At 68.5% G+C, this 23,769-nt stretch carries 27 protein-coding genes; 12 read left to right on the top strand and 15 right to left on the bottom strand.

Annotated features, from left to right (window positions below; genetic code table 11):
• Nucleotides 1-432: 432 nt before the first annotated feature.
• From BSY19_RS16840 to BSY19_RS16805, 8 genes are all read right to left on the bottom strand, one after another.
• Nucleotides 433-1,275, bottom strand: a complete 843-nt coding sequence (locus BSY19_RS16840) for a helix-turn-helix domain-containing protein (protein ID WP_069055153.1) — start codon at nucleotides 1,273-1,275, stop codon at nucleotides 433-435.
• A gap of 64 nt (nucleotides 1,276-1,339) precedes the next feature.
• Nucleotides 1,340-1,927, bottom strand: a complete 588-nt coding sequence (locus tag BSY19_RS16835) for a hypothetical protein (RefSeq protein WP_069055152.1) — start codon at nucleotides 1,925-1,927, stop codon at nucleotides 1,340-1,342.
• 7 nt (nucleotides 1,928-1,934) lie between these two features.
• Complete coding sequence (locus BSY19_RS16830) at nucleotides 1,935-2,159, bottom strand: hypothetical protein (protein WP_069055151.1); 225 nt, start codon at nucleotides 2,157-2,159, stop codon at nucleotides 1,935-1,937.
• Nucleotides 2,156-2,566 carry a hypothetical protein gene (locus tag BSY19_RS16825; protein WP_069055150.1) on the bottom strand — a complete coding sequence of 137 codons (411 nt, stop codon included), beginning with the start codon at nucleotides 2,564-2,566 and terminating at the stop codon, nucleotides 2,156-2,158. The genes BSY19_RS16830 and BSY19_RS16825 overlap by 4 nt, the downstream gene beginning before the upstream one ends.
• 3 nt (nucleotides 2,567-2,569) lie before the next feature.
• Complete coding sequence (locus BSY19_RS16820) at nucleotides 2,570-2,782, bottom strand: helix-turn-helix transcriptional regulator (protein WP_069055149.1); 213 nt, start codon at nucleotides 2,780-2,782, stop codon at nucleotides 2,570-2,572.
• A 95-nt stretch (nucleotides 2,783-2,877) separates the two neighbouring features.
• Nucleotides 2,878-3,396 carry a hypothetical protein gene (locus BSY19_RS16815; RefSeq protein WP_150129644.1) on the bottom strand — a complete coding sequence of 173 codons (519 nt, stop codon included), beginning with the start codon at nucleotides 3,394-3,396 and terminating at the stop codon, nucleotides 2,878-2,880.
• A 5-nt stretch (nucleotides 3,397-3,401) separates the two neighbouring features.
• Complete coding sequence (locus BSY19_RS16810) at nucleotides 3,402-4,658, bottom strand: tyrosine-type recombinase/integrase (RefSeq protein WP_069055147.1); 1,257 nt, start codon at nucleotides 4,656-4,658, stop codon at nucleotides 3,402-3,404.
• A gap of 239 nt (nucleotides 4,659-4,897) precedes the next feature.
• Nucleotides 4,898-5,182, bottom strand: coding sequence for a hypothetical protein (locus tag BSY19_RS16805; protein WP_069055146.1), 285 nt, complete (start codon nucleotides 5,180-5,182; stop codon nucleotides 4,898-4,900).
• Nucleotides 5,183-5,413: 231 nt separating this feature from the next.
• Between BSY19_RS16805 and BSY19_RS16800 the strand changes: the two genes are divergently transcribed.
• A complete protein-coding gene (locus BSY19_RS16800; protein ID WP_069055145.1) occupies nucleotides 5,414-6,007 on the top strand; it encodes a PRC-barrel domain-containing protein in 594 nt (197 codons plus the stop codon).
• 50 nt (nucleotides 6,008-6,057) lie between these two features.
• Here BSY19_RS16800 and BSY19_RS16795 read toward each other — a convergent pair whose 3' ends face one another.
• Entirely contained in the window at nucleotides 6,058-7,581 is a 1,524-nt protein-coding gene (locus tag BSY19_RS16795; protein WP_069055144.1) for a bifunctional ADP-dependent NAD(P)H-hydrate dehydratase/NAD(P)H-hydrate epimerase, read from the bottom strand.
• A 309-nt stretch (nucleotides 7,582-7,890) separates the two neighbouring features.
• Here BSY19_RS16795 and BSY19_RS16790 point away from each other — a divergent pair, with 309 nt between their 5' ends.
• The 3 genes from BSY19_RS16790 (at nucleotide 7,891) to BSY19_RS16780 (ending at nucleotide 10,772) form a co-directional block, all read left to right on the top strand.
• The gene (locus tag BSY19_RS16790; protein WP_066724541.1) at nucleotides 7,891-8,229 is read left to right on the top strand and encodes a P-II family nitrogen regulator; all 339 of its coding nucleotides are present in this window, start codon (nucleotides 7,891-7,893) and stop codon (nucleotides 8,227-8,229) included.
• Nucleotides 8,230-8,322: 93 nt separating this feature from the next.
• Complete coding sequence (gene glnA, locus BSY19_RS16785) at nucleotides 8,323-9,732, top strand: type I glutamate--ammonia ligase (protein ID WP_069055143.1); 1,410 nt, start codon at nucleotides 8,323-8,325, stop codon at nucleotides 9,730-9,732.
• 212 nt (nucleotides 9,733-9,944) lie between these two features.
• Nucleotides 9,945-10,772: an FkbM family methyltransferase gene (locus BSY19_RS16780; protein ID WP_069055142.1), complete on the top strand. Its 828-nt coding sequence runs from the start codon at nucleotides 9,945-9,947 to the stop codon at nucleotides 10,770-10,772.
• On the opposite strand, the gene BSY19_RS16775 is transcribed toward BSY19_RS16780, so the two are convergent.
• Together BSY19_RS16775 and BSY19_RS16770 are read right to left on the bottom strand one after the other, a co-directional pair.
• Nucleotides 10,773-11,990 (bottom strand): glycosyltransferase family 4 protein, encoded by a 1,218-nt coding sequence (locus BSY19_RS16775; RefSeq protein WP_069055141.1) that lies wholly within the window; start codon nucleotides 11,988-11,990, stop codon nucleotides 10,773-10,775.
• A gap of 91 nt (nucleotides 11,991-12,081) precedes the next feature.
• Complete coding sequence (locus BSY19_RS16770) at nucleotides 12,082-12,267, bottom strand: hypothetical protein (RefSeq protein ID WP_069055140.1); 186 nt, start codon at nucleotides 12,265-12,267, stop codon at nucleotides 12,082-12,084.
• Between the two features lie 211 nt (nucleotides 12,268-12,478).
• Between BSY19_RS16770 and parE the strand changes: the two genes are divergently transcribed.
• The 3 genes from parE (at nucleotide 12,479) to BSY19_RS16755 (ending at nucleotide 16,107) form a co-directional block, all read left to right on the top strand.
• A complete protein-coding gene (gene parE, locus BSY19_RS16765; RefSeq protein ID WP_083247934.1) occupies nucleotides 12,479-14,587 on the top strand; it encodes a DNA topoisomerase IV subunit B in 2,109 nt (702 codons plus the stop codon).
• A 228-nt stretch (nucleotides 14,588-14,815) separates the two neighbouring features.
• Nucleotides 14,816-15,775: a LysR family transcriptional regulator gene (locus BSY19_RS16760; RefSeq protein WP_069055139.1), complete on the top strand. Its 960-nt coding sequence runs from the start codon at nucleotides 14,816-14,818 to the stop codon at nucleotides 15,773-15,775.
• 71 nt (nucleotides 15,776-15,846) lie between these two features.
• Nucleotides 15,847-16,107 (top strand): hypothetical protein, encoded by a 261-nt coding sequence (locus tag BSY19_RS16755; RefSeq protein WP_069055138.1) that lies wholly within the window; start codon nucleotides 15,847-15,849, stop codon nucleotides 16,105-16,107.
• A gap of 3 nt (nucleotides 16,108-16,110) precedes the next feature.
• On the opposite strand, the gene BSY19_RS16750 is transcribed toward BSY19_RS16755, so the two are convergent.
• Nucleotides 16,111-16,806 (bottom strand): alpha/beta fold hydrolase, encoded by a 696-nt coding sequence (locus tag BSY19_RS16750; protein ID WP_069055137.1) that lies wholly within the window; start codon nucleotides 16,804-16,806, stop codon nucleotides 16,111-16,113.
• Between the two features lie 162 nt (nucleotides 16,807-16,968).
• Here BSY19_RS16750 and BSY19_RS16745 point away from each other — a divergent pair, with 162 nt between their 5' ends.
• Together BSY19_RS16745 and BSY19_RS16740 are read left to right on the top strand one after the other, a co-directional pair.
• The gene (locus BSY19_RS16745; RefSeq protein ID WP_069055136.1) at nucleotides 16,969-18,564 is read left to right on the top strand and encodes a DEAD/DEAH box helicase; all 1,596 of its coding nucleotides are present in this window, start codon (nucleotides 16,969-16,971) and stop codon (nucleotides 18,562-18,564) included.
• 185 nt (nucleotides 18,565-18,749) lie between these two features.
• Complete coding sequence (locus tag BSY19_RS16740) at nucleotides 18,750-19,808, top strand: GGDEF domain-containing protein (RefSeq protein WP_069055135.1); 1,059 nt, start codon at nucleotides 18,750-18,752, stop codon at nucleotides 19,806-19,808.
• Between the two features lie 24 nt (nucleotides 19,809-19,832).
• Here BSY19_RS16740 and BSY19_RS16735 read toward each other — a convergent pair whose 3' ends face one another.
• The gene (locus BSY19_RS16735; protein ID WP_069055134.1) at nucleotides 19,833-20,213 is read right to left on the bottom strand and encodes a HesB/IscA family protein; all 381 of its coding nucleotides are present in this window, start codon (nucleotides 20,211-20,213) and stop codon (nucleotides 19,833-19,835) included.
• A 188-nt stretch (nucleotides 20,214-20,401) separates the two neighbouring features.
• Here BSY19_RS16735 and BSY19_RS16730 point away from each other — a divergent pair, with 188 nt between their 5' ends.
• Entirely contained in the window at nucleotides 20,402-21,478 is a 1,077-nt protein-coding gene (locus BSY19_RS16730; protein ID WP_069055133.1) for a malate/lactate/ureidoglycolate dehydrogenase, read from the top strand.
• An 18-nt stretch (nucleotides 21,479-21,496) separates the two neighbouring features.
• Entirely contained in the window at nucleotides 21,497-21,859 is a 363-nt protein-coding gene (locus tag BSY19_RS16725) for an MmcQ/YjbR family DNA-binding protein (RefSeq protein WP_069055132.1), read from the top strand.
• Nucleotides 21,860-21,963: 104 nt separating this feature from the next.
• On the opposite strand, the gene BSY19_RS16720 is transcribed toward BSY19_RS16725, so the two are convergent.
• The gene (locus tag BSY19_RS16720) at nucleotides 21,964-22,851 is read right to left on the bottom strand and encodes a PhzF family phenazine biosynthesis protein (protein WP_069055131.1); all 888 of its coding nucleotides are present in this window, start codon (nucleotides 22,849-22,851) and stop codon (nucleotides 21,964-21,966) included.
• Nucleotides 22,852-23,022: 171 nt separating this feature from the next.
• Between BSY19_RS16720 and BSY19_RS16715 the strand changes: the two genes are divergently transcribed.
• The gene (locus BSY19_RS16715) at nucleotides 23,023-23,367 is read left to right on the top strand and encodes a hypothetical protein (RefSeq protein WP_069055130.1); all 345 of its coding nucleotides are present in this window, start codon (nucleotides 23,023-23,025) and stop codon (nucleotides 23,365-23,367) included.
• A 12-nt stretch (nucleotides 23,368-23,379) separates the two neighbouring features.
• On the opposite strand, the gene BSY19_RS16710 is transcribed toward BSY19_RS16715, so the two are convergent.
• Nucleotides 23,380-23,718 carry an SUF system Fe-S cluster assembly protein gene (locus BSY19_RS16710; protein ID WP_236840580.1) on the bottom strand — a complete coding sequence of 113 codons (339 nt, stop codon included), beginning with the start codon at nucleotides 23,716-23,718 and terminating at the stop codon, nucleotides 23,380-23,382.
• Nucleotides 23,719-23,769: the final 51 nt, after the last annotated feature.

Genomic DNA, 23,769 nt, shown 5'->3' with positions numbered 1-23,769 from the left:
GCGTGCGGTAGGACGTACACAATTCGGCGCCGTTTTCGCCCCCCGCCCCTCGCCATGCGCGCGCCCAAGATCGAGGAGGTGCCATCGGAGCGACCGCGGCCCGCACCGGGCGTCGCGAGCCAGCCCAGATAGCCGATCGCGGCCCATAAAGCTTCCCAGAACGCGGCTTGACTGCTTCCCAGCCGCGCAAGCCATTGAGATCGCTGATTGAGCACGTGATGCCATATCACGAGGTGGCGCCGATCGGGCCCGATTGCCGCTCCGAGGCGCCTGGATCGAGCCGGCCGAGCGCCCTGCCCGGCTGCGTCGCGAATATCCTGACGCGCCCTCGCGTGGCCTGAGCACCTCAATCAGCGCCCAATCCTGCCCTTCATCAGCGCGTCGGGACGGGGCGGTGCTCGCACACGCGCGAGCGGCGATTGTGACGCGATGTCAGTGCGCTGGGGATGCCGCGGCGCGGGCTGCGACGATGGCTGTGGCGGCGGCAACGATGCCCTCTCGCTCGGCTAGGTCGATCATGTAGGCGAGGCGGGCCGGCGCGAGGCTGCTGGCGATGCGCTGGCCCTCGACCATATCGCCGCGGCCGAGCATCGCGATCACATCATGGCCCGCTTTTTTTTCCTCGTGTTCGTCCCCTATGTCCTGCTCCCCCTCGCCAAGCCTCTCTGTGGATGGCTGAGGTGGATCGTCTGAGGTGGATCCTGAGGAGGATAGGTGATCAGACCTGATCGCACCGTTTGATCGCACCTGATCACACGGTTCGCTCATATCTGACGTTTCCATGTGATCAGACCTGATCGAACGGAAGGCATCGCGCGCAATTCTCTTCTTGGCCGCCTCGAGCTTCCATGCGGTCATGCGATTGGTGAACTCGAGTTCGATCGTGGCCCAGACGGATCGGGAGAAGCTCAACCGGTACTCGTTGGTCGTCAGCGGCCGCCGGACCTTGGTGAGCCAGCCCCAGGCGACGGCGAGATCGAGCGCGCGCCGCACGGTGGCCACACCCCATCCGAGCTCGGCAGCGATCTCGTTCTGGTCGGCGAAGCAGACCGCGCGCTTGGCGAAGCTCATTCGGCCCGACGCGATGAAGCAGACCGCAGCCATGTTGGCGAAGGCCGGATCTCCCTGGCGATGGATCATCCGCAACCACTCGCCGCGCGCCGAGCGGAAGGTTGCGTCGCTGTGAAACTGGACGGGCTCGATGTCGTCGAGCGGCCGCGCAGGCTTGAGGTTGCGCGTCGGCCAGTTCGTCGATTTTGCGGGCTTGTCGAGCACGGCGCGCGTCGATCTTTCGAGGATCAGGAGTGGAAACCCCGGCGCGAGGCCGGGGCTGTGGCTGTCAGAGGCGCAGGCGCTCGCGGGTGTGTTCTTCGAGCGTGTTGGGCCCGCCGGGCTGCGCCTGAAGGTCAGGGCGGAACTTCCGCGCACCGGCAGCGACCAGGACGTGATCGAACCAGAACTGAGGCGCGAGCTGGAAGGCGACGTTCGGCTCGATCCCGTTGGTGACCGGCTCGTTCAGCGATTCCTGGTGCGCCACGATCGCCGCGACGAAATCGCGCGCCGCCTGATCGACCGCGACCGCCTTCTCGACCGATACGGCGACGGCTGCCAGGCAGCGCTTGCGGCGCTCAGCATCGGCGAGCGACTGCCGGAACGGGCCGTCCGCGTCCCAACGGGCCTGCAGCTTGCTCATCGTGTTGACGATGGCGTTGCGCTCGATCGCCGTCTCGCTCACCAGCGCGGCCAACTTCAGTGCGGACGCTTTGGCACCAGCCTTGCCCGCTGCGATGTCGGCTGACAGATCGTCGATCTGACGTTCTGCCGCCTCGATCTCACGTGCCTTGGCTGCGGCCCGCTGGTTCAGACTGTCGATCTGATCCGGCATCTCTCGCCGTTCGGCGATGCTCAATTCTGCGGTCATGGTCATGGTCCTTTCAAAATCGCCGCCGGGACTTCCGGTCGGCCCTGCGGTTGGATCGGGGTGGCGAATAGAGCGGCAGGCCGTGCTCGTTCGGGCCCAGGAACAGATCGACCCAGCCGGGCGCGGCCATGGGTGGGTCGAGAGAGGCCGGCTCGGCGGGCGCTTCGGCGGCTGGGACCGGCGCATCGTCATCGACCCAAACGCGCCGGCCGCTGGTATCCGTCACGAAGCGGGTCATGGCAGCACCTCATCCTCGAGGCGGATATCCGAGTGCGAGATCAGGATTCGCCGGCCGTCGACCGGCTGAGCAACGCGAACCCATTCGAGCGACAGACCGGCGCCCTCGTGACCCCGGCCGACAACGAAGATGCGGCGCGAGCTGCGCAGGTTGCGTCGCTCGACGACGATCGTTTCGCCGGGCTCATAAACTCGCTCGTCGAAAAGCACGCGGCCGTTGCCGATCGCCGCGACCAGGCCGGGCAGATCATCGTCGGTGCCATTCGCGAAAATGACCGGGACGAGGTTGAGCCTCGCGGCGATGTCTGGCCGCGGGGCAGTCCGGAGAGGCCCGCGTATGGCCGCGATGATGGCGTTCAGCTCGGCAATGTGGGCGGCGAAGGTATCCGGCTTGGGGCGGCGGGCCATGGCTCAGGCCGCCGTTTGCTTGTCGAGCCAGTCGATCAGGTCGCCGAGGCGCCAGCCGAGCTTCTTGCCACCGAGGCAGATGGCCTTGGGCAGTTTTCCGTCAGCGCGCAGCTTGCGCCAATTTGGAACTGATTGGCCACAGAACGTCGCTGCCAGTTCCGTGTCCAGCACGCGACGACGTGCGATCTCAGGCGGCAGCCGGTCCAAATCGGACATCAGTGTGTTCCTTGTTGCTATCGTTGCGTCGATAGAACCAAGGAGACACGCCAGAATTCACCGTAATAGTGGCATGGCTGTTTTTGTGAAATTGATCAGAGCTTCGAGGCGAGCTTCAGAAGCTGGTGCCTTTGGTGTCGTTTGATTAGCTCCAGCGACCGCGCATCCTCAAATTCGCGCTGGCATTTTCTCGCGAAATTCAGGCGCGACGTGCCCTTCCAATTCAGGGTCTTGTAACGTGGAAAGTCCCGCTCCAATTCGTTTTTGAACATAGCCAGCAGCTTAACTTGGTCCCCATACTTCGTAGGCGAAAGTCCGCTCTGCTCGTATAGCTTCTGGATACGCTGATGAAACCGGATCATCTCTTGTCGATCCTTTTTACGCGCCCCTCGGGGACGAGACATGTCTGCAGGCTGAAACCCGGGAAACAAGAGGAGAACTTCATAAAGGAGCAATTCTATCGCCGCAGGATTGGCTTCCTCGATGCCGAAATAGTCGAACAATGCTGCGAGCCGAGGTTTCAGGAACTCAACGTCGGGTAGTGCCGCCTCCGATAAATTGGCACGGCTGACCATGATGTCGGGAAAATCATCTGGGAGGGAAAGCGCTTTCATCCTGCTCATTGAAATCGGCCTTCGACGATCGCCGCCAAGTGGTCCGCCCAGGCGGCAAGAGCCGCGCGCTTCTCCGCTGCGTACTTGCTGCGATTGTAGATGCCGGCCACGCCCTTCTTACCGCTCTCCGCGCTGGAGACGTGGTTCAAGATGGCCTCGACCACATGCGGCAGCACACCGAGCTCCTCGGTGGCGAGGGTAGCAAATGTCCGTCGGAGATCGTGCAGCGTCCAGCGCGGCAACGGCGCCGGCTCCCGCCCGTCTGCTTCCGCAGCCACGGCTCGAGCATCGCCTATCCGCGTTTCAAGATCCCGCTTCGCGCGGCTCCAGCCGGAGAACGAGCCCTCTCCAGTACCGAACAGCAGATCGCGGGGTGTCTCCTCGTCGGGCTCAGGGACAGATTCGACGATCGCCAGAGCGGCGGGAGCAAGCGGCACGTCGTGCGCTAGTCCGTTCTTGGTCCTTCCCGGCGGAAGCGACCAGAGCGCCTTATCCAGCCGCAGCTCAGAGCGCGCCATCGCGCCGACCTCCTCGCGCCGCTGTCCCGTCAGGAGCAGCAGCCGAACGATCCTGCCGAAGTCACCATAGCCAGCTTGCGTCCAGATCTCCCGCAGCTCGCCGTGCGACAGCACGCGATCGCGGTGGCGTTCGTCGGCCGGCTTGTTGGTGAACGTTACCGGATTCGCCTGGAGGGTTTCGAGGAGCCCTTCGCGCATGGCCCAGCCATATGCGGTCGAGAGAGCCGCACGAGCCCGGTTTGCGGCTATCGGGCCATTCGAGGTCGCGATTTCTGTCAGTTGCGCAGCGATGTCTTTCCGCGCGAGCGCGTGCGCCGCGGTCGCGTGTAGAGGCGCCCAATGCTGGCGCAGGTAACGCTCCGTTGCGGCCAGCGATGCCGGCTTCATGGCGCCATTCGCGACGCGGCGCTCTGCGAAACTGAGATAGGCGTCGACGATGTGGAGCACGGTCGTCTTGGCGCGCTCTTTCTCGGCCAGCCGTTCCCCCTGGGGATCGGCGCCGAGCGTAACGCCTGCCTTCAGTGCCCGCGCCTTCTCTCGCGCTTTCGCCGTGCTGAGGTTATCGACTCGGTCGATCGTCACCCGCCGCTGTTGCCCGCCAGCCCGGTACTGGCACACCCAGACCCGCTTTCCACCCGCGCGCAGGCGGATGCCGAAGCCTGGCTCCTTCTCGTCGAAAACGATATGCTCGCTCTTGCCATCAGGGATGGCGAGCTTGGCGACGACCTGATCGGTAAGCAGCATGTCCCGGCTCCTGGGAAGCAATCTGGGAAGCTTTTTGCATAGCACTGCTTCCCAGCAGGTAGCGCGAAAATCACGTGCCGAGAGGTGAAAATCTGGGGACTAAGCCCTGTTTACCTCTGCTTCGCGTTACCTATCACATGCTGGCGCTGACTTTTAATCATGTGGTCGAGGGTTCGATCCCCTCCCCGCTCACCACGGTTGCTCGCCGAGCCCCCAGAAGCCTTTAGCGGTTGTTGCCGTCACCCCAGCCGCCGGACCGGCGGGCGCGCGGCAGGAGCGTGCTGCGTCGCCGGTGCCTTGCCGCGAGAGCCCCACCCGCCCGACTGGTTCACGCCCAGCGCCGGCCAGCCCGGATCGGCATAGGCGCCGAGTTCGTGGCAGCGATGGCGCACACGCTCGCGCTCGGTAGTCGCATCGGCGCACATCGAGACCTGCCCCCGCGACCAGAAGGCCTGCGCCGGGCCTGCGCCGAGCCCGGTGCCGATGATGGCGAGGACGGCTGCGGCCGCGAATGGTCGTATCATGGCAAATCCCTGCCCCGCCCGTGGCGGCCTTCCGGCCACCTGTTGCCCCATCAGGCCGCGAGACCCTTTGAGGAAGGCTTAAGCGGCGGTCGTCTCCCCCCACCGGGCCGGCAGCCCGGCAGCTCGCGGCCCAAAAAACCGACCGAGGCGTGAACAATCACAGCCCGCGCGGGTTGATGAGGCAGACCGTCGCAAGGCGGACGCCCCTCGACCGGACTGAAGGAGGACACCATGTTCAAGCATTCCCTGACCGCGACCTCGCTCGCTCTCGCGCTGATGAGCGCCACCGCCATCGCCCAGACCACCGCTCCCGCGCCGACCGCGCCCAGCGCCGCTCCCAACGCGACCATCTCGCCCTCGCCGGCCGCTCCCGCCGCCTCCGGCACGTCGGCCACGCTGGCGCCGCAGAACCAGGCGATGCGCGGCACCTGGCGCGCATCGAAGCTGATGGGTGTCGACATCTACGGCCCCGATAACGAGAAGGTCGGCGACGTCACCGAAGTGCTGATCGACAGCTCGGGCAAGATCACCGGCGTCACCGTCGGCGTCGGCGGCTTCCTCGGCCTCGGCACCAAGAACGTCGCGGTCAAGTTCGAGGAGGTGAACTGGAGCATGCAGCCGATGGCGGCCACCGCCACGGGTACGGCCGCGACCGGCACCAATGCGACGGGCACGACCGCCACCGGCACGGCCACGACCGCGCCGCGCGCGACCGGCACCGCCGCGACGGCGCCGATGGACCCGATGTATCCGGACCATGGCAAGATCACCATGACCAAGGACCAGCTCAAGGCGGCCCCGGCCGTGACCTACTCCAACAGCTGATCCCCGCCTGACCCAAAAGCGCCCGCCGTCCAGCCGGACGGCGGGCGTTGTCACGTCTCGTCCCGGTCGCGTTCGCCGGCGAGGCGGCCAAGCGCGGCGGGCAGATCGTCGGCGATCAGGCCGCGGCCGAGCGCCTCGCCGGCCTTGCCATGCAGCCAGACGGCCGCGCAGGCCGCCTCGAAGGCCGGCATGCCCTGCGCCAGCAGCCCGGCGATCGCGCCGCCGAGCACATCGCCCGACCCCGCCGTCGCCAGGGCGGGATCGCCGGTGGCGTTGATGGCGGCGCGACCATCGGGCCCGGCGACGACCGTATCGATGCCCTTCAGCACGACGACGGCCCGTGCATGGGCCGCGGCCCGCCTCGCCCGCTCGAGCTTGGACGGCGCGTCCATGATCCCGGCGACCCCGGAAAACAGCCTCTCAAACTCGCCCTCATGCGGCGTCAGCACGCAGGCGCCGCCCCGCCGGCCCAGGAGATGCGGCAGCCTCGCCCCGGACGGAACCAGCAAGGTGAGCGCATCCGCGTCGAGCACGCAGGGGACGCTGCTGCGCAGCACCGCCATGACGGCGTCCCGAGCGGCGGCATCGAGCCCCAGCGCCGGACCGACGAGCACGGCCGAGAGCCTGCGCTCCGAGAGGAGCACCGCCAGTGCCTCTGAGTCATCGACCGCGCGCTGCATCAGCGCGTCGGGCCCCCGGGCGGCGTGCGCCACCAGCGCCTCGGGATGGCAGGCGATCGTCACCAGTCCCGCTCCGACCCGCAGCGCGGCGCCTGCCCCCAGGCGCGGCGCGCCGACGCCGGCGAGCCCGCCGGCGACCACGAGCACGGCGCCGCGGCGGTATTTGTGCGTGTCGCGTGCGTGACGCGGCCAGACCTCGCGCCAGAGCGGCGGCGCATTGGCGAACAGGACGGGCGGGGTCGCCGTGGTGAAGACCAGCGCCGGGTCGATGCCGATGTCGGCCAGCGTGACGGTGCCGCAGAGGTTGCGGCCCGGCCAGAGCAGATGTCCGGGCTTCAGCCGGAAGAAGGTGACCGTCTCCGTCGCCGCGACGACGGGGCCGATCGCGCATCCCGTGTCGCCGGAGAGGCCGCTGGGCACGTCGACCGCCACGACCGGGCGCTGCGCCGCATTGATCGCCGCGACCAGCGCCGCCGCCGGCCCGTCGAGCGGGCGATTGAGCCCGGCGCCGAACAGGGCATCGACGATCAGGCCATGCGCCTGCGGCTGGACCGCCTCGATTCCCTCGACCGGCCCGTTCCAGGCCGCCGCCATGGCGGCGGCATCGCCCGCGAGCCGGTCCCTCTCCCCCAGCAGCGCCAGCGTCACGGGCCGCCCGCGCCGCGCGAGCAGGCGCGCCGCCACGAAGCCGTCGCCGCCATTGTTGCCGGGCCCGCACAGCACCAGGATGCGCGCGCCCGGCGGCGTCCGGCGATCGACGGCGTCGGCGACCGCCTTGCCGGCGCGCTCCATCAGGACCGCGCCGGGCGTGCCGGCCGCGATGGCGATGGCGTCGGCCGCCGCCATCCCGGCGACGTCGAGCAGAGCGAGGTCATGGGGAGCGGCGTGCGGCATCGGCGCATCATCCGGCAGCACGGGGATAGGGGCAAGGGCGAGGCCTTCGAGGCCAAATGATCACATCTTGATCATTTGCCTAATTTATCATCTGTTTTCTGCCCCATGATCGCGCATCGGTCAGGAGGGCTTCGCGTAGCGAGAGACAGGCGCCGATGCTATGAGCAGAGATGAGGATGTTGCCGTCGGCCCCGCCGGGCCAGTCCGAGCCTGCCGGCCCGGGCAAGCCGTGGCGGGCCGGACGGCGGGAGCAGACGGTTCCGGCGTTCCGCCGGGGCGACGTTCGGCGCAAGGGAGGCCGGTCCGCGCATGAAGAAGATCGAAGCGATCATCAAGCCGTTCAAGCTGGACGAGGTGAAGGAGGCGCTTCAGGAGGTCGGCCTGCAAGGCATCACCGTTCTCGAGGCCAAGGGCTTCGGACGGCAGAAGGGCCACACCGAGCTCTATCGCGGCGCCGAATACGTCGTCGACTTCCTGCCCAAGGTCAAAATCGAGATCGTGCTGGCCGACGAGATGGTCGACGGTGCCATCGAGGCCATCATGAAGGCGGCCCAGACCGGCCGGATCGGCGATGGCAAGATTTTTGTATCGACGGTGGAGGGGGCGATCCGCATCCGCACCGGGGAAACCGGCGCGGACGCGATCTGAGGGCTCATCCCGACCCGCGCGTTCGGTGGCCCGGAGGTCGAGCGACCCAAAGGGCCGAATGAGTTGAGAAACGACCACAAGAGGAATGCTGAGATGAAGAACGCCAAGGATGTCCTGAAGGCGATCAAGGACAACGACGTCAAATATGTCGACTTCCGCTTCACCGACCCGCGCGGCAAGTGGCAGCATGTGACGTTCGACGTCACCATGATCGACGAGGACATCTTCGCCGAGGGCACGATGTTCGACGGCTCCTCGATCGCCGGCTGGAAGGCGATCAACGAGTCCGACATGCTGCTGATGCCGGATCCGACCACCGCCTGCATGGATCCGTTCTTCTCGGCCGCGACGATGGTGATCACCTGCGACGTGCTCGAGCCCGCCACCGGCGAGCCCTATGGTCGCGACCCGCGCGGCATGGCCAAGAAGGCCGAGGCCTATCTCAAGTCGACCGGCATCGGCGACACGATCTATGTCGGCCCCGAGGCCGAGTTCTTCGTCTTCGACGACGTCAAGATCGCCGCCGACCCCTACAACACCGGCTTCAAGCTGGACAACGTCGAGCTGCCGATCAACGGCATGACCGAGTATGAGGGCGGCAATCTCGGCCACCGCATCGCCACCAAGGGCGGCTATTTCCCCGTCCCGCCGCAGGACTCGGCGCAGGACATGCGCGGCGAGATGCTGGCGGCCATGGCGGCCATGGGCGCCAAGGTCGAGAAGCACCACCACGAGGTCGCTTCCGCCCAGCACGAGCTCGGCCTGAAGTTCGACACGCTGACCCACATGGCCGACACCATGCAGGTCTACAAGTACGCGATCCACAACGTCGCGCAGAGCTACGGCAAGACCGCGACCTTCATGCCGAAGCCGATCTATGGCGACAACGGCTCGGGCATGCACGTCCACCAGTCGATCTGGAAGAACGGCAAGCCGATCATGGCCGGCAACAAGTATGCCGACCTGTCGCAGGAGTGCCTCTGGTACATCGGCGGCATCATCAAGCACGCCAAGTCGCTGAACGCCTTCACCAACCCGTCGACCAACTCCTACAAGCGTCTGGTCCCGGGCTATGAGGCGCCGGTGCTGCTGGCCTATTCGGCCCGCAACCGCTCGGCTTCCTGCCGTATTCCGTGGACGACCTCGCCGAAGGCCAAGCGCGTCGAGGTCCGCTTCCCCGATCCGATGGCGAACCCCTATCTCGCCTTCGCGGCCATGCTGATGGCCGGCATCGACGGCATCGTGAACAAGATCGATCCGGGCCCGGCCATGGACAAGGATCTCTACGACCTGCCGCCGCGTGAGCTGAAGAAGATCCCGACGGTCTGCGGCTCGCTGCGCGAGGCGCTGGAGGCGCTCAAGAAGGACAACGCCTATCTCAAGGCCGGCGGCGTCTTCAACGACGACTTCATCGAGAGCTACATCGAGCTGAAGATGCAGGACGTGGCGCGCTTCGAGATGACGCCGCACCCGGTCGAGTTCGCGATGTACTACTCCTACTGAGGATTTCGGCCGGCCCGCATGGCCGGCCGCGAGCTTCCTCCCGACCGCGGTTCGCGCGGTCCACCTTTGCAGCCGGGGTGGCGACACCCCGGCTGTTTTTTCATGCGCAGCGGCCCGATGTTCCGGAAGTCTCAACGATCGCAGCCCTATGGGAAGCGTGGGGCGCCGCCACCGACCGGGCGCCGCAGACCCCGCAAGGAGGACGAAACGCCATGGCAGCGCTGGCGCGGCTGAGGGATTTGGCCATCAAGGCGCTCGTCCGCTGGCAATGGGCGAGCCTGCGCGCCACGTCGCCGCGTCTTGCCGTCGTTCCCCATGAACATGTCGGCCTGGCTGTGCTGACCACCGGCCTCTATGAACGCGAGGAACTGGACTGCCTGCGTGCGCTCGTTCAGGCGCGGGGCCTGGGAGGCGGCGTCTGCCTCGACATCGGAGCCAATATCGGGAATCACGCCGTCATCTGGTCGCAGCTGTTCGAGGAGGTCGTCTGTTTCGAACCGAACCCTCAAATGGGCGCGGTGCTGCGGGCCAATCTTGCGCTGAACCTGTGCGGCAATGTCCGTGTCGTCGATGTCGGCCTTGGCACGCAGGATGCGCAGCTGCCGTTCTCGTTTCAGGAAGCGGGCAATGACGGCACCGGCACCTTCGCGCGGGGCATCGGGGACATCACCCTGCCGGTTCGCCGAGGCGACGATGCGATCGACGAACTCGGCCTCACCCTGCCGATCACGCTGGTCAAATGCGATGTCGAGGGCTTCGAGCATCTGGTCTTCGAAGGCTTGACCGAGACGCTGAGTCGCCATCGGCCGGTCGTGATCTTCGAGAGCAATGCGATCGAAGCCGGGAACGCCGCCTGGAGCAGCCTGCGCCGCAGCGGCTATGACCGGCTCTACGAGATCCGGCACAGCGCGGCTGCCCTGCCCCAGCCCCTGCGCGAGATCGTTCGGCTCGCGACGGGCCATCGCTGCTCGATCGAGCGGATCGACGCCGTGCCACGGCATCCGGCCAATCTCATCGCCGCAACGGTCGCGCTCGATTGATCAGGCGCCGGCGAGAAGCCGGCCATAGGCCTCCTGCAGGCCCGCAACATGGCGGTCGACGGATTGCGGCTTCGCCCAGTAGTCGTCATAGGCGGCACGCCCCATGGGGCCGACGACGTCGTCCCGCCTGATCTGCTTCAGGCTTTCGGTGAGATCGGCGGTGTCGCCGGCGGTGACCACAAAGCCATTGCGGCCATGGGCGACCGCTTCGGCAGCCCCGATCGTGCGGGAGACGATGGTCGGCACGCCCTGCGCCATCGTTTCAGCCACCGTCATCGGCCCGGTTTCGTACCAGAGCGATGGCGCCACAACGCAGCGAGCCGCGCGCACGGCTTCGACGACAGCTGCGGCATCGACCCAGCCGGTGAACTGCGCCGCAGGACAGAGCCGGGCGATCTCGGCGCGGATGGCCGCCTCGCCATCGCCCACCAGCCGCAGCGGAATGTCGGCCGCCCGGGCGGCGGCGGCGGCGACGAGCACGCCCTTCTCCTGCGTGAAGCGGCCGAGAAACAGGGCCGGCCGGTTGGCGGCGACATCTGCCGGGCTCAGGCGCGTGGTCTCGATCATGTTGGCCAGCACAAGATGCCGGGACGGTGTCGGCAGAAAGGGTTCGGCGACGCGCGCGGCGAGTGCGGACACATGGATGAACAGCGGCGAGCGCAGCGCTCGCAGCGCCGTGTCGGAACGCCATTGCCGCGCCACGCGGACCAGCTTGTGGCCATAGCTTTCGCGGTCGCAGTTCGCCGCCAGGCAGGCGCCCGACATCGGCCGGCGGGCACAGGGTCGCCCTGCCTTGAAATCGAAATAGCCGCCGGTCGGGCAAAACGAGAAGTAGTCGTGCAGGGTGATCGCCACCGGCAGCCTGCTCTCGGCCGCGGCGGCGATGGCGGCCGGGCTGAAGGCCTTCGTCCACTGATGCAGATGGACAATCGTTCCGGGCGGCTGGCGCTTGAGCAGCGCCGTCAGGAAGGCATGGGCGGCCGCGTTCCAGATCCCCTGCCGGGCGGCGGCGATGCGCCCCCCCACTTTCCAGACCTCCTCGCCCTCGAAGCGCTGGACGTCGATGCGGGGATGGTCGAGCCGCGGCGAGACGGGCCCGATCGCGCAGGCGAAGACAACATCAACGCCGGCCTCGGCCAGGCCGCGCGCGCTCTCGATCGCCACCTTGGCCGCGCCGCCATTGACGGCACCGAAATCGCTGACGATGACGCAACGCATTGGCAAGACACCTTTCCTGCGCACACCCTAGGGCGCAAAGATTGATGTTTTGCGGTGGTTCCGCGGCGGCGCGGTCCGGCTCGGCCTGCGCTCAGCGGGTGCCGGGCACCAGGCGACCGAGCATGGCTGAGAACCCGGCGGAGAGCCGCGCCCGCCAGCCGGACGGGAAGGCCGCGTCGCCATAACCGGCGACCTCGTCATGGCCGAAGGCTTCGCCGGCGCAACGCGCCGCCCGCTCGAGCCCCGCCATCGTGATGCGCGCTTCCCTGTGGGCCATGCCGTTTCCCCTCGCTTCGGCGCCAGCGTCGAGGGCGCTGGAAGCGTCTCGCCTGTCGTCATTGCGGCGATCGTGCCGCACGCTGCCTTAACGCGGCTTGAACGGGCCGGTTCCCAGCGCGGCGGCATCGCTGTAGGACAGGGGCCAGACGCGTTTCGGCCCCATCTGGGCTATGATCGAACGCTGCGAATCGGGGACTATCGGGCGGATCATGGCGGACAACGGCGACCTTTTCGGCGGCACCCCCGTGGCGGCACCCGCCCTGCCTCCGGCCGTCCCGCCCGGCGCGCGGCCGGGGGCCGCAGCCGCTGCGCCCGCAGCCGCTGCCGTGCGCCAGCAGCCGGCCGCGGCGGCGCCCCCGCGCAACGGCACCCTGTCGGAGGCCGGCTACGACGCCTCCGCGATCGAGGTTCTGGAGGGTCTCGAGCCGGTCCGGCGGCGGCCGGGCATGTATATCGGCGGCACCGACGAGCGCGCGCTGCATCACCTCTTCGCCGAGGTGATCGACAACGCCATGGATGAGGCGGTCGCCGGCCACGCCAGCTTCATCGATGTCGAGCTGCTGGAGGATGGCTCGATCGCGGTGACCGACAATGGCCGCGGCATCCCGGTCGACCCGCACCCGAAATTTCCCGGCAAATCGGCGCTCGAGGTCATCATGACCACGCTGCATGCCGGGGGAAAATTCGATTCCAAGGCCTATGAGACCTCCGGCGGCCTGCACGGCGTCGGCGTCTCGGTGGTCAATGCGCTCTCCGACCGGCTTGAGGTCGAGGTCGCGCGCGGCAAGATGCTCTACCGCCAGCTGTTCTCGCGCGGCCTGCCACAGGGGCCTCTGGAGACGGTCGGCGCGGTGGCGAACCGGCGCGGCACGCGGGTGCGCTTCCACCCCGACGCGCAGATCTTCGGCGAAGGCGCCCAGTTCGTGCCGGCGCGGCTGTTCCGCATGGCCCGCTCCAAGGCCTATCTGTTCGGCGGCGTCGAGATTCGCTGGCGCTGCGCGCCCGGCCTGCTCAAGCCGGAGGGCGATGTCGCCGCCGAGGCCGTCTTCAAGTTCCCGGGCGGCCTGCGCGACTATCTGGCCCGGGAGATCGAGGGCAAGGACCTCGTGGCCGAGCCGATCTTCTCCGGCAAGATCACCAAGGAGGGCAGCCATGGTTCGCTCGAATGGGCGATCGCCTGGCTGGCGACGGGCGAGGACGGCTTCTCCTCCTCCTACTGCAACACGATCCCGACGCCCGAGGGCGGCACGCATGAATCCGGCCTGCGGATCGCGCTGCTGCGCGGCCTGCGCGACCATGCCGAGCGCATCGGCCAGTCGAAGCGCATGGCGCAGGTCACCGCCGACGACGTGATGGCGACCTGCGCGGCAATGCTCTCGGTGTTCATCCGCGAGCCGGAGTTCCAGGGCCAGACCAAGGACAAGCTGGCGACGCTGGAGGCCTCGCGCATCGTCGAGAATGCCGTGCGCGACGCCTTCGACCACTGGCTCGCCCAGGCGCCGCAGCAGGCGCTGAAGCTGCTCGACTGGTCGGTCGACCGGGCCGAGGAGCGGCTGCGCCGCCGGCTCGAGAAAGAGGTTTCGCGCAAGACCGCGACGCGCAAGCTCAGGCTGCCCGGCAAGCTCGCCGACTGCTCGAATGCGGGCGCGGCGGGCTCGGAGCTGTTCATCGTCGAGGGCGATTCGGCCGGCGGCTCGGCCAAGCAGGCGCGCAATCGCGCGACCCAGGCGATCCTGCCGCTGCGCGGCAAGATCCTCAATGTCGCCAATGCGACGCGCGAGAAGCTGAATGCGAACCAGCAGCTCGCCGACCTGATCCTGGCGCTCGGCTGCGGCATCGGCAGCCAGTTCCGCGAGGACGACCTGCGCTACGAGAAGGTCATCGTGATGACCGACGCCGATGTCGACGGCGCGCATATCGCCTCGCTGTTGGTGACCTTCTTCTGGCGGCAGATGCCGCGGCTGATCGAGAAGGGGCATCTCTACCTCTCGATCCCGCCGCTCTATCGCCTGCGCCTTGGGGGCAAATCCGTCTATGCCCGCGACGACGCCCACAAGGACGAGCTGATCGCCAGCGTCTTCAAGGGCAAGAAGCCCGAGATCGGGCGCTTCAAGGGTCTCGGCGAGATGATGCCGGCCGAGCTCAAGGAGACCACGATGGATCCCGCCAAGCGGATCCTGCTGAAGGTCATGGTCGACCACGAGGCCCGCGAGGAGACCTCCGATACGGTCGAGCGGCTGATGGGCAACAAGCCGGAGGCGCGCTTCCTCTTCATCCAGGAGCGGGCCGCCTTCGCCGGGGAACTGATCGACCTGTGATCGCCGCGGCCCGCCCCGGCGCGAGCGGGCAGCCCCGCATCCTTGCAGGGTTGGCCGGCAAAGCTGTCGGGCTGCGCGGGACAGGCATGGCGCGCATGCTCGCCCCATGCCGAACGACACGCCCTCCCGCCCGCCGCCGCCTTGCCATGATTCCTCCGGAACCGCCGACAAGCGCTTGCGCGAACTGCCCTTCCGCGCAATGCCTTTCCGCGACGGGCCGCTGATCCGATGGGGCGCCCTCCTTCCGCTGCACCTGGACGCGACGGCGATCTGGCGGCGCCCGGCTGGGACGATCTGCGGATCTTCCACGCCATCGCCGAAAGCGGGTCGCTGGCCCTGGCGGCGGTCCGGCTGCGCCTGAGCGAGGCGACGATCGCTCGCCGGCTCAAGATCCTGGAGCGGGATCTCGGACTGCTGCTGTTCCGGCGGGGCGCCAACCGCCTGATCCCGACCGAGGCCGGCGCGGCCCTCGCCCGCGAGGCGGACCAGGTCGCGGCCGCCGCCGCGCGTTTCGCGAGCCGGGCGCGCGGCCTGCGCGTGGCGGCGGATGCGCCGGTCCGGGTGACGGCGACGACGTCGATCAGCCTGATGCTGACGAAGCACGCCACCGCCCTCTCCGCAGCGGCCGGCGGCGTCGAGATCGTGATCATCAGCACACGACAACGGCTCGATCTCGCCCGCGGCGACGCCGACATCGCGATCCGGATGAGCCGCGTTCCCGATGAGCCCGGCCATTTCAGCCAGAGGGTCGGCCGGCTGGTGCAGGCGCTCTATGTCCGCCGCGACGTCGACCCGCAGACGGCGCCGATCATCTCGGTCAGCCGCGAAACCTCCTCGCGGATCGACGAGCACATCCTCGCCTTCGCGGCCGGCCGGCCGATCGCGGCGCGCGTCGGCGATTCGGCGGCGCGTTACGAGAGCGTGCGCGCCTCTGGCGCCGTCTCTATGGTGCCCTGTTTCATGGGCGATGCGGACGACACGCTGCGACGGCTGGCCCCGCCACCGGACCGGACCGCCGACGAGATCTTCCTCGTCACCCACGAGGTCTCGCGGGAGCGGCCGGCCGTCGCAGCGGTCGCTGCCGCCCTGCGCAAGCTGTTTCGCGAGCAGCGGGCCGCGCTGGCGGGCAGCCTGGCCGAGGCCGACGCGATGGCGATAATCCGACCTGTCGTACCAACGCTTCGCTAACCGTCTTTTTACGGCTGCTGGCGCAAAGTCGGCGCCGTCGGCATCGAAGCGCCGGCGCTGGGGAGGCCTGCATGCGGCTCATCAAACTGTTCTGGCGCAACGAGCGCGGAACGCTGGTCGCCGACCTCGCCAAGGCCGGCGCGGCGATCGCCTTCCTGTCGGTCATCGCCGCCAACGTCATCTCGACCCAGACCGCCCATTTCGACCGCGACCGCCTCGCCCAGGTCGCCGCGGCGGCCTCCGGCGGCCGACCGGCCGACCCGATGACGACCGGTTCGCTGCGCAAGGCGGCGGCCGAGACGAAGCTCGACCCCTGCGTCCTGCCGCGCTGAGGCTCAGCCCAACCAGGCCAGCAAGGCGCGCGTGACGGCCTCCGGCTGCTCCAGCGTCGCGAGATGCCCGCAGCCGGGGAGCGTGATCAGGCGCGCGCCGGCGCCGATGCCCGCCGCGATCTCCCGGGCTTCCGACGGCGGCGTGATCAAATCCTCCTCGCCGACGAGAACCAGCGTCGGAACGCGGATCGCCCCCAGCCCCGGCCGGGAATCCGGACGACCCATGATCGCGCGCTGCTGGCGCACGAAGCCTTCCGCTCCGACCGCCTCAGCCATGGACCGGACGTCCAGGCGCAAGGCCTCGTCCGAGAGGCGCGCGGGTGCGACCAGCCGCTGCCAGAGCAGGGTCGTGACGTTATCGAAGGCGCCCTTCTGCGCCAGCGCGATCATCTGCTCGCGCGGAGCGTTGGTTTCGGGCGTGGCCGGCTTGGCGCTGGTGTCGAGCAGCGCCAGCCGCGTCACGCGCTCCGGGGCGCGGCGCATCACCTCGAAAGCGGCATAGCCGCCCATCGACAGGCCACAGAGGGCAAAGCGCGCGGGCGCGACCGCGAGAAGCCGCTCGGCGATGTCGCCGAGGCTCTCGTCGCGATCATGCTGCGCGACCAGAATCGGGCGCCCCGGCGCCAATGCGGGCCATTGCGGCGCATAGAGGCGGGCGTCGCAACTCAGCCCCGGGATCAGCACGAGCGGTTCGATCATCGGTCATCAGCCTCCTGAGGCGCTAGATTGTTGACTTTGCCGTGCTTTTTCTGCATTGCACACGGGTCCGAAGGCGCGCTGGAACAAGAAGTCGCGCCACCGTCGCGGTCGAGTCGGTCATCCCGCCACGTGTCACCGACCCTTGAAGAAGCGCAACCATCGATGTCATTCGCCGAACTCGGCCTGAGTGAAAAGGTTCTGACTGCCGTCACGACCGCAGGCTACAACACCCCGACCCCGATCCAGGCTCAGGCCATCCCGCATGTGCTGGCCCGCCGTGACGTGCTCGGCATCGCCCAGACCGGCACCGGCAAGACCGCAGCCTTCACGCTGCCGATGCTGACGATCCTCGAGAACGGCCGCGCCCGCGCCCGGATGCCGCGCACGCTGATCCTCGAGCCGACCCGCGAACTCGCCGCCCAGGTCGAGGAAAACTTCACCCGCTACGGCGTCAACCAGAAGCTGTCGGTGGCGCTGCTGATCGGTGGCGTCTCCTTCGGCGACCAGGACGCCAAGATCACGCGCGGCGTCGACGTGCTGATCGCGACTCCGGGCCGGCTGCTCGACCATGTCGAGCGCGGCAAGCTGCTGCTCACCGGCGTCGAGCTGCTCGTCATCGACGAGGCCGACCGCATGCTCGACATGGGCTTCATTCCCGACATCGAGCGTGTCTGCAAGCTGGTGCCGTTCACCCGGCAGACGCTGTTCTTCACCGCGACGATGCCGCCCGAGATCACGCGCATCAGCGAGCAGTTCCTGCACAACCCGGTGCGCGTCGAGGTTTCGCGCCCGGCGACCGCGGCGACCACGATCACGCAGCGGCTGATCGCCTCCAACGGCCAGGATTTCGAGAAGCGCGAGACGCTGCGCAAGCTCATCAACGAAGCCAAGGACCTGCAGAACGCGATCGTCTTCTGCAACCGCAAGCGCGATGTCGCAACGCTTCACAAGTCGCTGCAGAAGCACGGCTTTCCGGCTGTCTCGCTGCATGGCGACATGGACCAGTACGCCCGCATGGCGGCGCTCGAATCCTTCCGGACCGGCGAGATGCCGATCCTGGTCGCCAGCGATGTCGCCGCGCGCGGGCTGGACATTCCCGCTGTCAGCCACGTCTTCAACTACGACGTCCCGACCCATGCGGAGGATTATGTCCACCGCATCGGCCGCACCGGCCGCGCCGGGCGCGAGGGTGCCTCCTTCACCATCGTGACGAAGCATGACGAGAAGCTCGTCGCGGCGATCGAAAAGCTGATGGGCCAGGCGATCTCCTGGGAGGAAGGCCGCGGTCTCGATGCGCTGCCGCCGGGCGCGCCGCGCGAGGATCGACCCGGCCGCGGTGGCCGGGGCGACGAGCGTCGCGGGCGCGGTGGCGAGCGTGGACGCGGCCGTCCCGAGCGCGGCCCGCGGGCAGAGCCGGAAGCGGCCCCTCGCCCGATCCGGGTCGAGCGCCCGGCCTCGGAGGATGATGTCGTGGCACCGCGCCGGCGTGGTGCCGGCGACGGCCCGACACGGACGAAGATCCGCGGCGACGGTGCCGCCGAGGCCCCTGCCCGCGGCAAGCCTCGCGGTGACGCGGCCGTCGCTGCCGCGCGCCCCGAGCGCGCGCCGGAGAGCGTCGCCGCCAAGCCGGTCAAGGCCACGGAGGGCCGGTCTGCGCGCCCCGAGCCGCGCCGCCGCGACGACGATGACGGCCCGAAGGTCAAGGGTTTGGGCGACCATGTTCCCGCGTTTCTGATGCGGCCCGTCCGCGTCGGCTGAGGCGCCCCGGGGCAACGGCATTTTAACCTGCCTCGCCTAAGGTCAACTCGTGGAGGCGGCCGAGGTCGCAATCACGGACGGGCGCATGCCGCCGTTGAGACGGACAGGATGTCCCGCTTCGATTCTCAATCGAGGCTGCCGCGGCTTCGGCCGCGAGCGGGCTCAGCGTTCGGATTGTCGATGGCATGAGCGACCACGCACTGCCCCTCTCTCCATCGGACGACCTCGCCGAACGTGTCGTCGCTGCAATGCGCGAGCATGGTTCGCCGACCTATCCGCGCGCCTTCGAAGTCTGGTACGCCCATCTCAGCGGCGAAATGCCTGCGATCAGCATGGCGATGCAGGCCATCATCACGGGCAGCGAAGGCAAGGTCGGTGTCGCCGACATCGACCAGCTCTATGACCGCTTCATCGGCACCGAGCGGCTGGCGCGCCATGCCGAGCGGACCAGCCTGCAGGTTCTGGGCGAAATCGACGGGCTGATGGCGCTCGTCGACAAGGCGCTGGATTCGAGCGAGCGCTATCATGGGCGCCTCTGCGCCATGTCCGAGGACGTGCCCGCGCCCGCCGACCGCCAGAAGCTGCGCGAATGGGTCGAGGCGCTGGTGATGTCGACCCGCGAGGAGGTCACGCGCAAGACCAAGCTCGAGGCGCAGCTGCGCGACAGCTCCAACGAGATCCGCAATCTCCGCGAGGCGCTGGAGTCGACGCGGGCGGAAGCCCTCACCGATCCGCTGACGGGCCTCGCCAACCGCCGCCATTTCGAGGAGATGCTGCAGAAGTCGATCGATCAGGCGACGCTGCGGCGCGAGCCCTTCGCGCTGGTGATGGCCGATATCGACTTCTTCAAGCAGTTCAACGATGCCCATGGCCACCTCACCGGTGACCAGGTGCTGCGTCTCGTCGCCCGCACCATGAAGGACAAGTTCAAGGACAAGGCGATCATCACCCGCTTCGGCGGCGAGGAGTTCGCCGTCATCCTGCCCGATGCCGATCTCATCGCGGGCAAGTTCGGGGCCGAGACGGTGCGCCAGGCGCTGCTGACGCGCGAACTGGTCAAGCGCTCGACCAACGAGAATCTCGGGCGCATCACGATCTCGCTGGGCGTGGCGAGCTATGCCCGCGGCGACACGGCGGCGTCCCTGACCGAGCGGGCCGACCAGGCGCTAATGGCGGCCAAGCGCACCGGCCGCAACCGCACGGTCACCGAGGACGCGGTCGACTCGGTCAGCCGCGTCGCCTGACGGCGACCGGCCCGACGCGGCCAGTCAATGGGCGGCGGCGTCCGCGCGCGGCTTGATCTCGACCGATTCGCCGCAGCCGCAGGCCGAGACCTGGTTGGGGTTGTTGAAGACGAAGGTCGACGAGAACCGGTCCGTGCGGAAATCCAGCTCGGTGCCGAGCAGGAACAGCACGGCCTTGCCGTCGACGATCACGGTCGCGCCCTTCTCGGTGACGACCTCGTCGCCCTTGGCGGCCTCGCGCGCGACCTCGAAGGTGTATTCCATCCCGGCGCAGCCGCCCTTCTTGACGCCGACGCGCAGGCCCAGCGCCGGCTCGGCACCGTCCGACTGCGCCATGATCTCGCGAATCCGCGCCGCAGCGGCATCCGTGAGCGAAACGACCTTCAGGCCGGGTATCGAAAACATCCGTCGTCCCTCCCCAATCGGGTTCAAGGCCCGATGAAGCAAGATTGCACCGACTTACATAAGGATTGCCGAAGGAAAGGTCGAGGTGTCCAGATGCAGGGCGCCGGCGCAGCCGGGATGTTGCAACCCCCGCCCCGCCATGCACTGTGACGCCTCCTCCCTCGGCATCACCCCGGCGACATCCTCCCATGGCTTACCGCACCCACAGCCCGCAATCGCTGCGCGCCCTCGTCCAGGACATGATCGTCGCCGCCGGCTGGAGCGCGGAGGCCGCGGCCGAGACCGCCGCACATCTGGTGCTGGCCAACCTGAGCGGCCATGACAGCCACGGCGTCGGCATGCTGCCGCTCTATTTCCAGTCGCTCGCGGACGGGAACCTGTCGCCGGCCTCACGGCCACAGGCGCGCCTCGACGCGGCACCCTTCCTGATCATCGACGGCGCGGTGGCGCTCGGCCAACCGACAGCCCGCAACGCCGTCGAGCAGGCGGCCGCGATGGCGAATACCGGCGGTGTCGCGATCCTGAACCTGCTCGACGCCCACCATATCGGCCGCATCGGCCATTATGCCGAGGCCGCGGCCGCGCAGGGGCTGATCTCGCTGTTCTGGGTCAATGTCGCCGGCCGCCCGCCGATCGTCGCGCCGCACGGCGCCAGGGAAGCGCGCTTCGGCACCAATCCGCATGCGATCGGCATTCCCGTCCCGGGCGGTGACCCGATCATCCTGGATTTCGCCACCAGCCGGATGGCGCATGGCAAGGCCCGCGTCGCGCTCAACAAGGGCGTCGCCGTGCCGCCCGGCTTCATCATCGATGGCGAGGGCCGCCCGACGACGGAGCCCCGCCACGTCTTCCCGCATGCGCTCGCGCAGGGCGAGGCGCTGGGCGCGCTGCTGCCCTTCGGCGACCACAAGGGCGCCGGCCTGTCGCTCATCGCCGAACTGCTCTCGGCCGGGCTGATGGGCGCGGCCCGCATCGACCAGAAGCCGGCGAAGAGCTGGATCATCAATTCGCTGTTCGGCATCCTGATCGATCCCGCGAGGCTGGAGCCCGACGAGGCGCTGCGGCGCGAGCGGATCGAGAGCTATCTCGCCTTCGTCCGTGCGGCGAAGCCGCAGGACGAGAGCCAGCCCGTCCTGACGCCGGGCGAGAGCGAGCGTGCAACCCGAATCGCCCGCGCGCGCGACGGCATCCCGCTCGACGATGAGACCTGGTCGCAGATCCGGGCGGCGGCAGCGGCCCATGGGATCGACGCCGAGCGCTACTGACGGGATGGGCCCGCCACCATGACGCTGGACGGCTACAACGCCTTCTGCGCCGGCCTGCCGGCCACCAGCAGCGTCGTGCAATGGGGCGGCGCCCATGTCTGGAAGGTCGGCGGCAAGGTCTTCGCCATCGCCCGCACCGATGACGGCGTCGCGCTCTCTGTGACCTTCAAATGCTCCTGGGCGAGCTTCGACATCCTGAAGGAGCAGCCGGGCCTGCGGCCCGCCCCCTATCTCGCCTCGCGCGGCATGAGCTGGATCCAGCGCCTGACCGACGAGACGATGCCTGACGAGGCGCTGGAGGACTATCTGCGCGAGAGCCACCGGCTGGTCGCGGCGGGGCTGACGAAGCGGGCCAGGGCGGAGCTGGGGCTGACGCCCTGACGCTGTCCGCCGTCATGGCGAGCGAAGCGAAGCCATCCAGGGGCGGCCAAGCTCGACGTCGCCTGGATGGCGTCGTCGGCCGAAGGCCTCCTCGCAACGACGGCTTACAGCAGCGCCTCGCCCCTGAACACCGGCACGCAGGAGCCGCCGACGGTGGCGCGGATGCCGTCGGCCTCGCGTCGCGCGGTGATCTGCAGCAGGCTCGGGCGGCCCATCTCGGCGCCCTGCGTCAGCGTGAAGGTCGCGCTGTCGCAGCCGTCGATCGAGAGCAGCAAGGCTGCCAGCGTCGCGCTGGCGCTGCCGGTGGCCGGGTCCTCCCAGGTGCCGCTGATCGGCGCGAACATGCGGGCGCGGATCGACTGGCCGTCGCGGACATAGAGGAACAGCGACAGGCGCCCTTCCAGACCGGGCGTGGCGTCACGCAGGGCGCGGAACTGGGTGAGGTCGGGCGTGGCGCGCGCCAGCGCCTCGGGCGCCACCTCCGCCAGGACGAAAAAGACGCCGACCGAGGCGCGGATCGGCTTGTGCCTGCTGACGAGGACGTCCTCGGGCTTCAACCCAGCGCAGGCCGCGATCGCCTCGGCCGGCAGCGCGACGCCGGTCGAAAGCGGCTGCGGCGCGGCGATGGTGGCGCCGGTGATCTCGCCGGCGGCGTCGCTGGCCACCTTGACCGTGACGAGGCCGGCGATCTCCTCGAAGCGCAGCACGCCGCCGCTGTCGCGGCCATGGCGGGCCAGCACGAACGCGGTGCCGACATTGGGATGGCCGGCGAAGGGCATCTCGTGGGTGCGGGTGAAGATGCGGACGCGCGCCGTGTTGGCCGGGTCCGCCGGCGGCAGCACGAAGGTCGTCTCGCTGTAGTTCATCTCGGCGGCGAGCGACTGCATCTCGGCGTCCGACAGCCCGCGCGCATCGGTGAAGACCGCGAGCTGGTTGCCGCCGAAGCGGGTCTCCGTGAAGACGTCGACGGTCTCGTAGGCGTAGCGGCGCATGGTCGTCTCCCCGCCGCGACAGACGCGGCCCTGGCGCGCTTGATGCCACCGATCGCGCCGCCGCGATAATCAAGCTCGCAGATGCGTTCGATCACCGCCGCTGATCGCGCCGGCGGAACAGACCCCCTCGCCCGCCGGTTGCTCTCCCGACAGTCAAGAGGGATTAGCGCCATGAGCCATCACGACCGGACCAATCACGCCAAAACCCAGCACCATCCTGGCCCCGATACGCCGCGGCGTCCGGGCCAGCCCGGCGAGCAGGACCAGCACCGTCCGGGGCCGAGCCCGGATTCGCCCCATCAGACGGGGCCGCACGCGCCCTATGACTCCGATTCCGGCGCGGTTGCCGAGCGCATCCGGCAGGATGCGGCCGGGCAGTATGGAAATGGGGATCCGGAGCCCAACGAAGACGGGCTCAGCAGCGCGAACCCGGTCGTCCTGTCCGGCGATGGCGACGCGACGAGCGGAAACGGCCATGGCCGCGAGCGGGATGGGTCCAGGACGAGGCAGGCGTGAGGGCGCCCGGCCTCACCACATGTCGAGCGCGACCCTCGCCTCGTCGGACATGCGCGACTGGTCCCAGGGCGGGTCGAAGGTCATGTTGACGCTGACGCCGGAGACGCCGTTGACGGTCGAGACCGCGTTCTCGACCCAGCCGGGCATCTCGCCGGCAACGGGGCAGCCCGGGGCGGTCAGGGTCATGTCGATGGCGACATGGCGGTCATCGGCGATGTCGACGCGGTAGATCAGCCCGAGTTCGTAGATGTCGGAGGGGATTTCGGGATCGTAGACCGTCTTGAGCGCGGCGATGATGTCGTCGGTCAGACGGTCGATCTCCTCCGGCGGCAAGGCCGTGCCGGCGCCCATGGTCGGCGCGTTCGGCTTGATGTCGTCTGCGACGGTGTCGGTCATGATCGC

The organism is Bosea sp. RAC05 (genome assembly GCF_001713455.1).
Taxonomy (GTDB): Bacteria; Pseudomonadota; Alphaproteobacteria; order Rhizobiales; family Beijerinckiaceae; genus Allobosea.
This window is presented reverse-complemented; position numbering and strand designations above follow the sequence as displayed.

What these genes read in the sequence shown, in the direction of transcription:
- BSY19_RS16710 (WP_236840580.1), bottom strand. Translation starts at nt 23,718, where the DNA reads ATGGGCGCCGGCACGGCCTTGCCGCCGGAGGAGATCGACCGTCTGACC.
- BSY19_RS16750 (WP_069055137.1), bottom strand. Translation starts at nt 16,806, where the DNA reads ATGATCGAACCGCTCGTGCTGATCCCGGGGCTGAGTTGCGACGCCCGC.
- BSY19_RS16730 (WP_069055133.1), top strand. Translation starts at nt 20,402, where the DNA reads ATGGCTTACCGCACCCACAGCCCGCAATCGCTGCGCGCCCTCGTCCAG.
- BSY19_RS16715 (WP_069055130.1), top strand. Translation starts at nt 23,023, where the DNA reads ATGAGCCATCACGACCGGACCAATCACGCCAAAACCCAGCACCATCCT.
- BSY19_RS16775 (WP_069055141.1), bottom strand. Translation starts at nt 11,990, where the DNA reads ATGCGTTGCGTCATCGTCAGCGATTTCGGTGCCGTCAATGGCGGCGCG.
- BSY19_RS16830 (WP_069055151.1), bottom strand. Translation starts at nt 2,159, where the DNA reads ATGACCCGCTTCGTGACGGATACCAGCGGCCGGCGCGTTTGGGTCGAT.
- BSY19_RS16800 (WP_069055145.1), top strand. Translation starts at nt 5,414, where the DNA reads ATGTTCAAGCATTCCCTGACCGCGACCTCGCTCGCTCTCGCGCTGATG.
- BSY19_RS16825 (WP_069055150.1), bottom strand. Translation starts at nt 2,566, where the DNA reads ATGGCCCGCCGCCCCAAGCCGGATACCTTCGCCGCCCACATTGCCGAG.
- BSY19_RS16740 (WP_069055135.1), top strand. Translation starts at nt 18,750, where the DNA reads ATGAGCGACCACGCACTGCCCCTCTCTCCATCGGACGACCTCGCCGAA.
- BSY19_RS16815 (WP_150129644.1), bottom strand. Translation starts at nt 3,396, where the DNA reads ATGAAAGCGCTTTCCCTCCCAGATGATTTTCCCGACATCATGGTCAGC.
- parE (WP_083247934.1), top strand. Translation starts at nt 12,479, where the DNA reads ATGGCGGACAACGGCGACCTTTTCGGCGGCACCCCCGTGGCGGCACCC.
- BSY19_RS16760 (WP_069055139.1), top strand. Translation starts at nt 14,816, where the DNA reads ATGGGGCGCCCTCCTTCCGCTGCACCTGGACGCGACGGCGATCTGGCG.
- BSY19_RS16795 (WP_069055144.1), bottom strand. Translation starts at nt 7,581, where the DNA reads ATGCCGCACGCCGCTCCCCATGACCTCGCTCTGCTCGACGTCGCCGGG.
- BSY19_RS16810 (WP_069055147.1), bottom strand. Translation starts at nt 4,658, where the DNA reads ATGCTGCTTACCGATCAGGTCGTCGCCAAGCTCGCCATCCCTGATGGC.
- BSY19_RS16720 (WP_069055131.1), bottom strand. Translation starts at nt 22,851, where the DNA reads ATGCGCCGCTACGCCTACGAGACCGTCGACGTCTTCACGGAGACCCGC.
- BSY19_RS16725 (WP_069055132.1), top strand. Translation starts at nt 21,497, where the DNA reads ATGACGCTGGACGGCTACAACGCCTTCTGCGCCGGCCTGCCGGCCACC.
- BSY19_RS16835 (WP_069055152.1), bottom strand. Translation starts at nt 1,927, where the DNA reads ATGACCATGACCGCAGAATTGAGCATCGCCGAACGGCGAGAGATGCCG.
- BSY19_RS16755 (WP_069055138.1), top strand. Translation starts at nt 15,847, where the DNA reads ATGCGGCTCATCAAACTGTTCTGGCGCAACGAGCGCGGAACGCTGGTC.
- BSY19_RS16735 (WP_069055134.1), bottom strand. Translation starts at nt 20,213, where the DNA reads ATGTTTTCGATACCCGGCCTGAAGGTCGTTTCGCTCACGGATGCCGCT.
- BSY19_RS16780 (WP_069055142.1), top strand. Translation starts at nt 9,945, where the DNA reads ATGGCAGCGCTGGCGCGGCTGAGGGATTTGGCCATCAAGGCGCTCGTC.
- BSY19_RS16820 (WP_069055149.1), bottom strand. Translation starts at nt 2,782, where the DNA reads ATGTCCGATTTGGACCGGCTGCCGCCTGAGATCGCACGTCGTCGCGTG.
- BSY19_RS16805 (WP_069055146.1), bottom strand. Translation starts at nt 5,182, where the DNA reads ATGATACGACCATTCGCGGCCGCAGCCGTCCTCGCCATCATCGGCACC.
- glnA (WP_069055143.1), top strand. Translation starts at nt 8,323, where the DNA reads ATGAAGAACGCCAAGGATGTCCTGAAGGCGATCAAGGACAACGACGTC.
- BSY19_RS16790 (WP_066724541.1), top strand. Translation starts at nt 7,891, where the DNA reads ATGAAGAAGATCGAAGCGATCATCAAGCCGTTCAAGCTGGACGAGGTG.
- BSY19_RS16745 (WP_069055136.1), top strand. Translation starts at nt 16,969, where the DNA reads ATGTCATTCGCCGAACTCGGCCTGAGTGAAAAGGTTCTGACTGCCGTC.
- BSY19_RS16770 (WP_069055140.1), bottom strand. Translation starts at nt 12,267, where the DNA reads ATGGCCCACAGGGAAGCGCGCATCACGATGGCGGGGCTCGAGCGGGCG.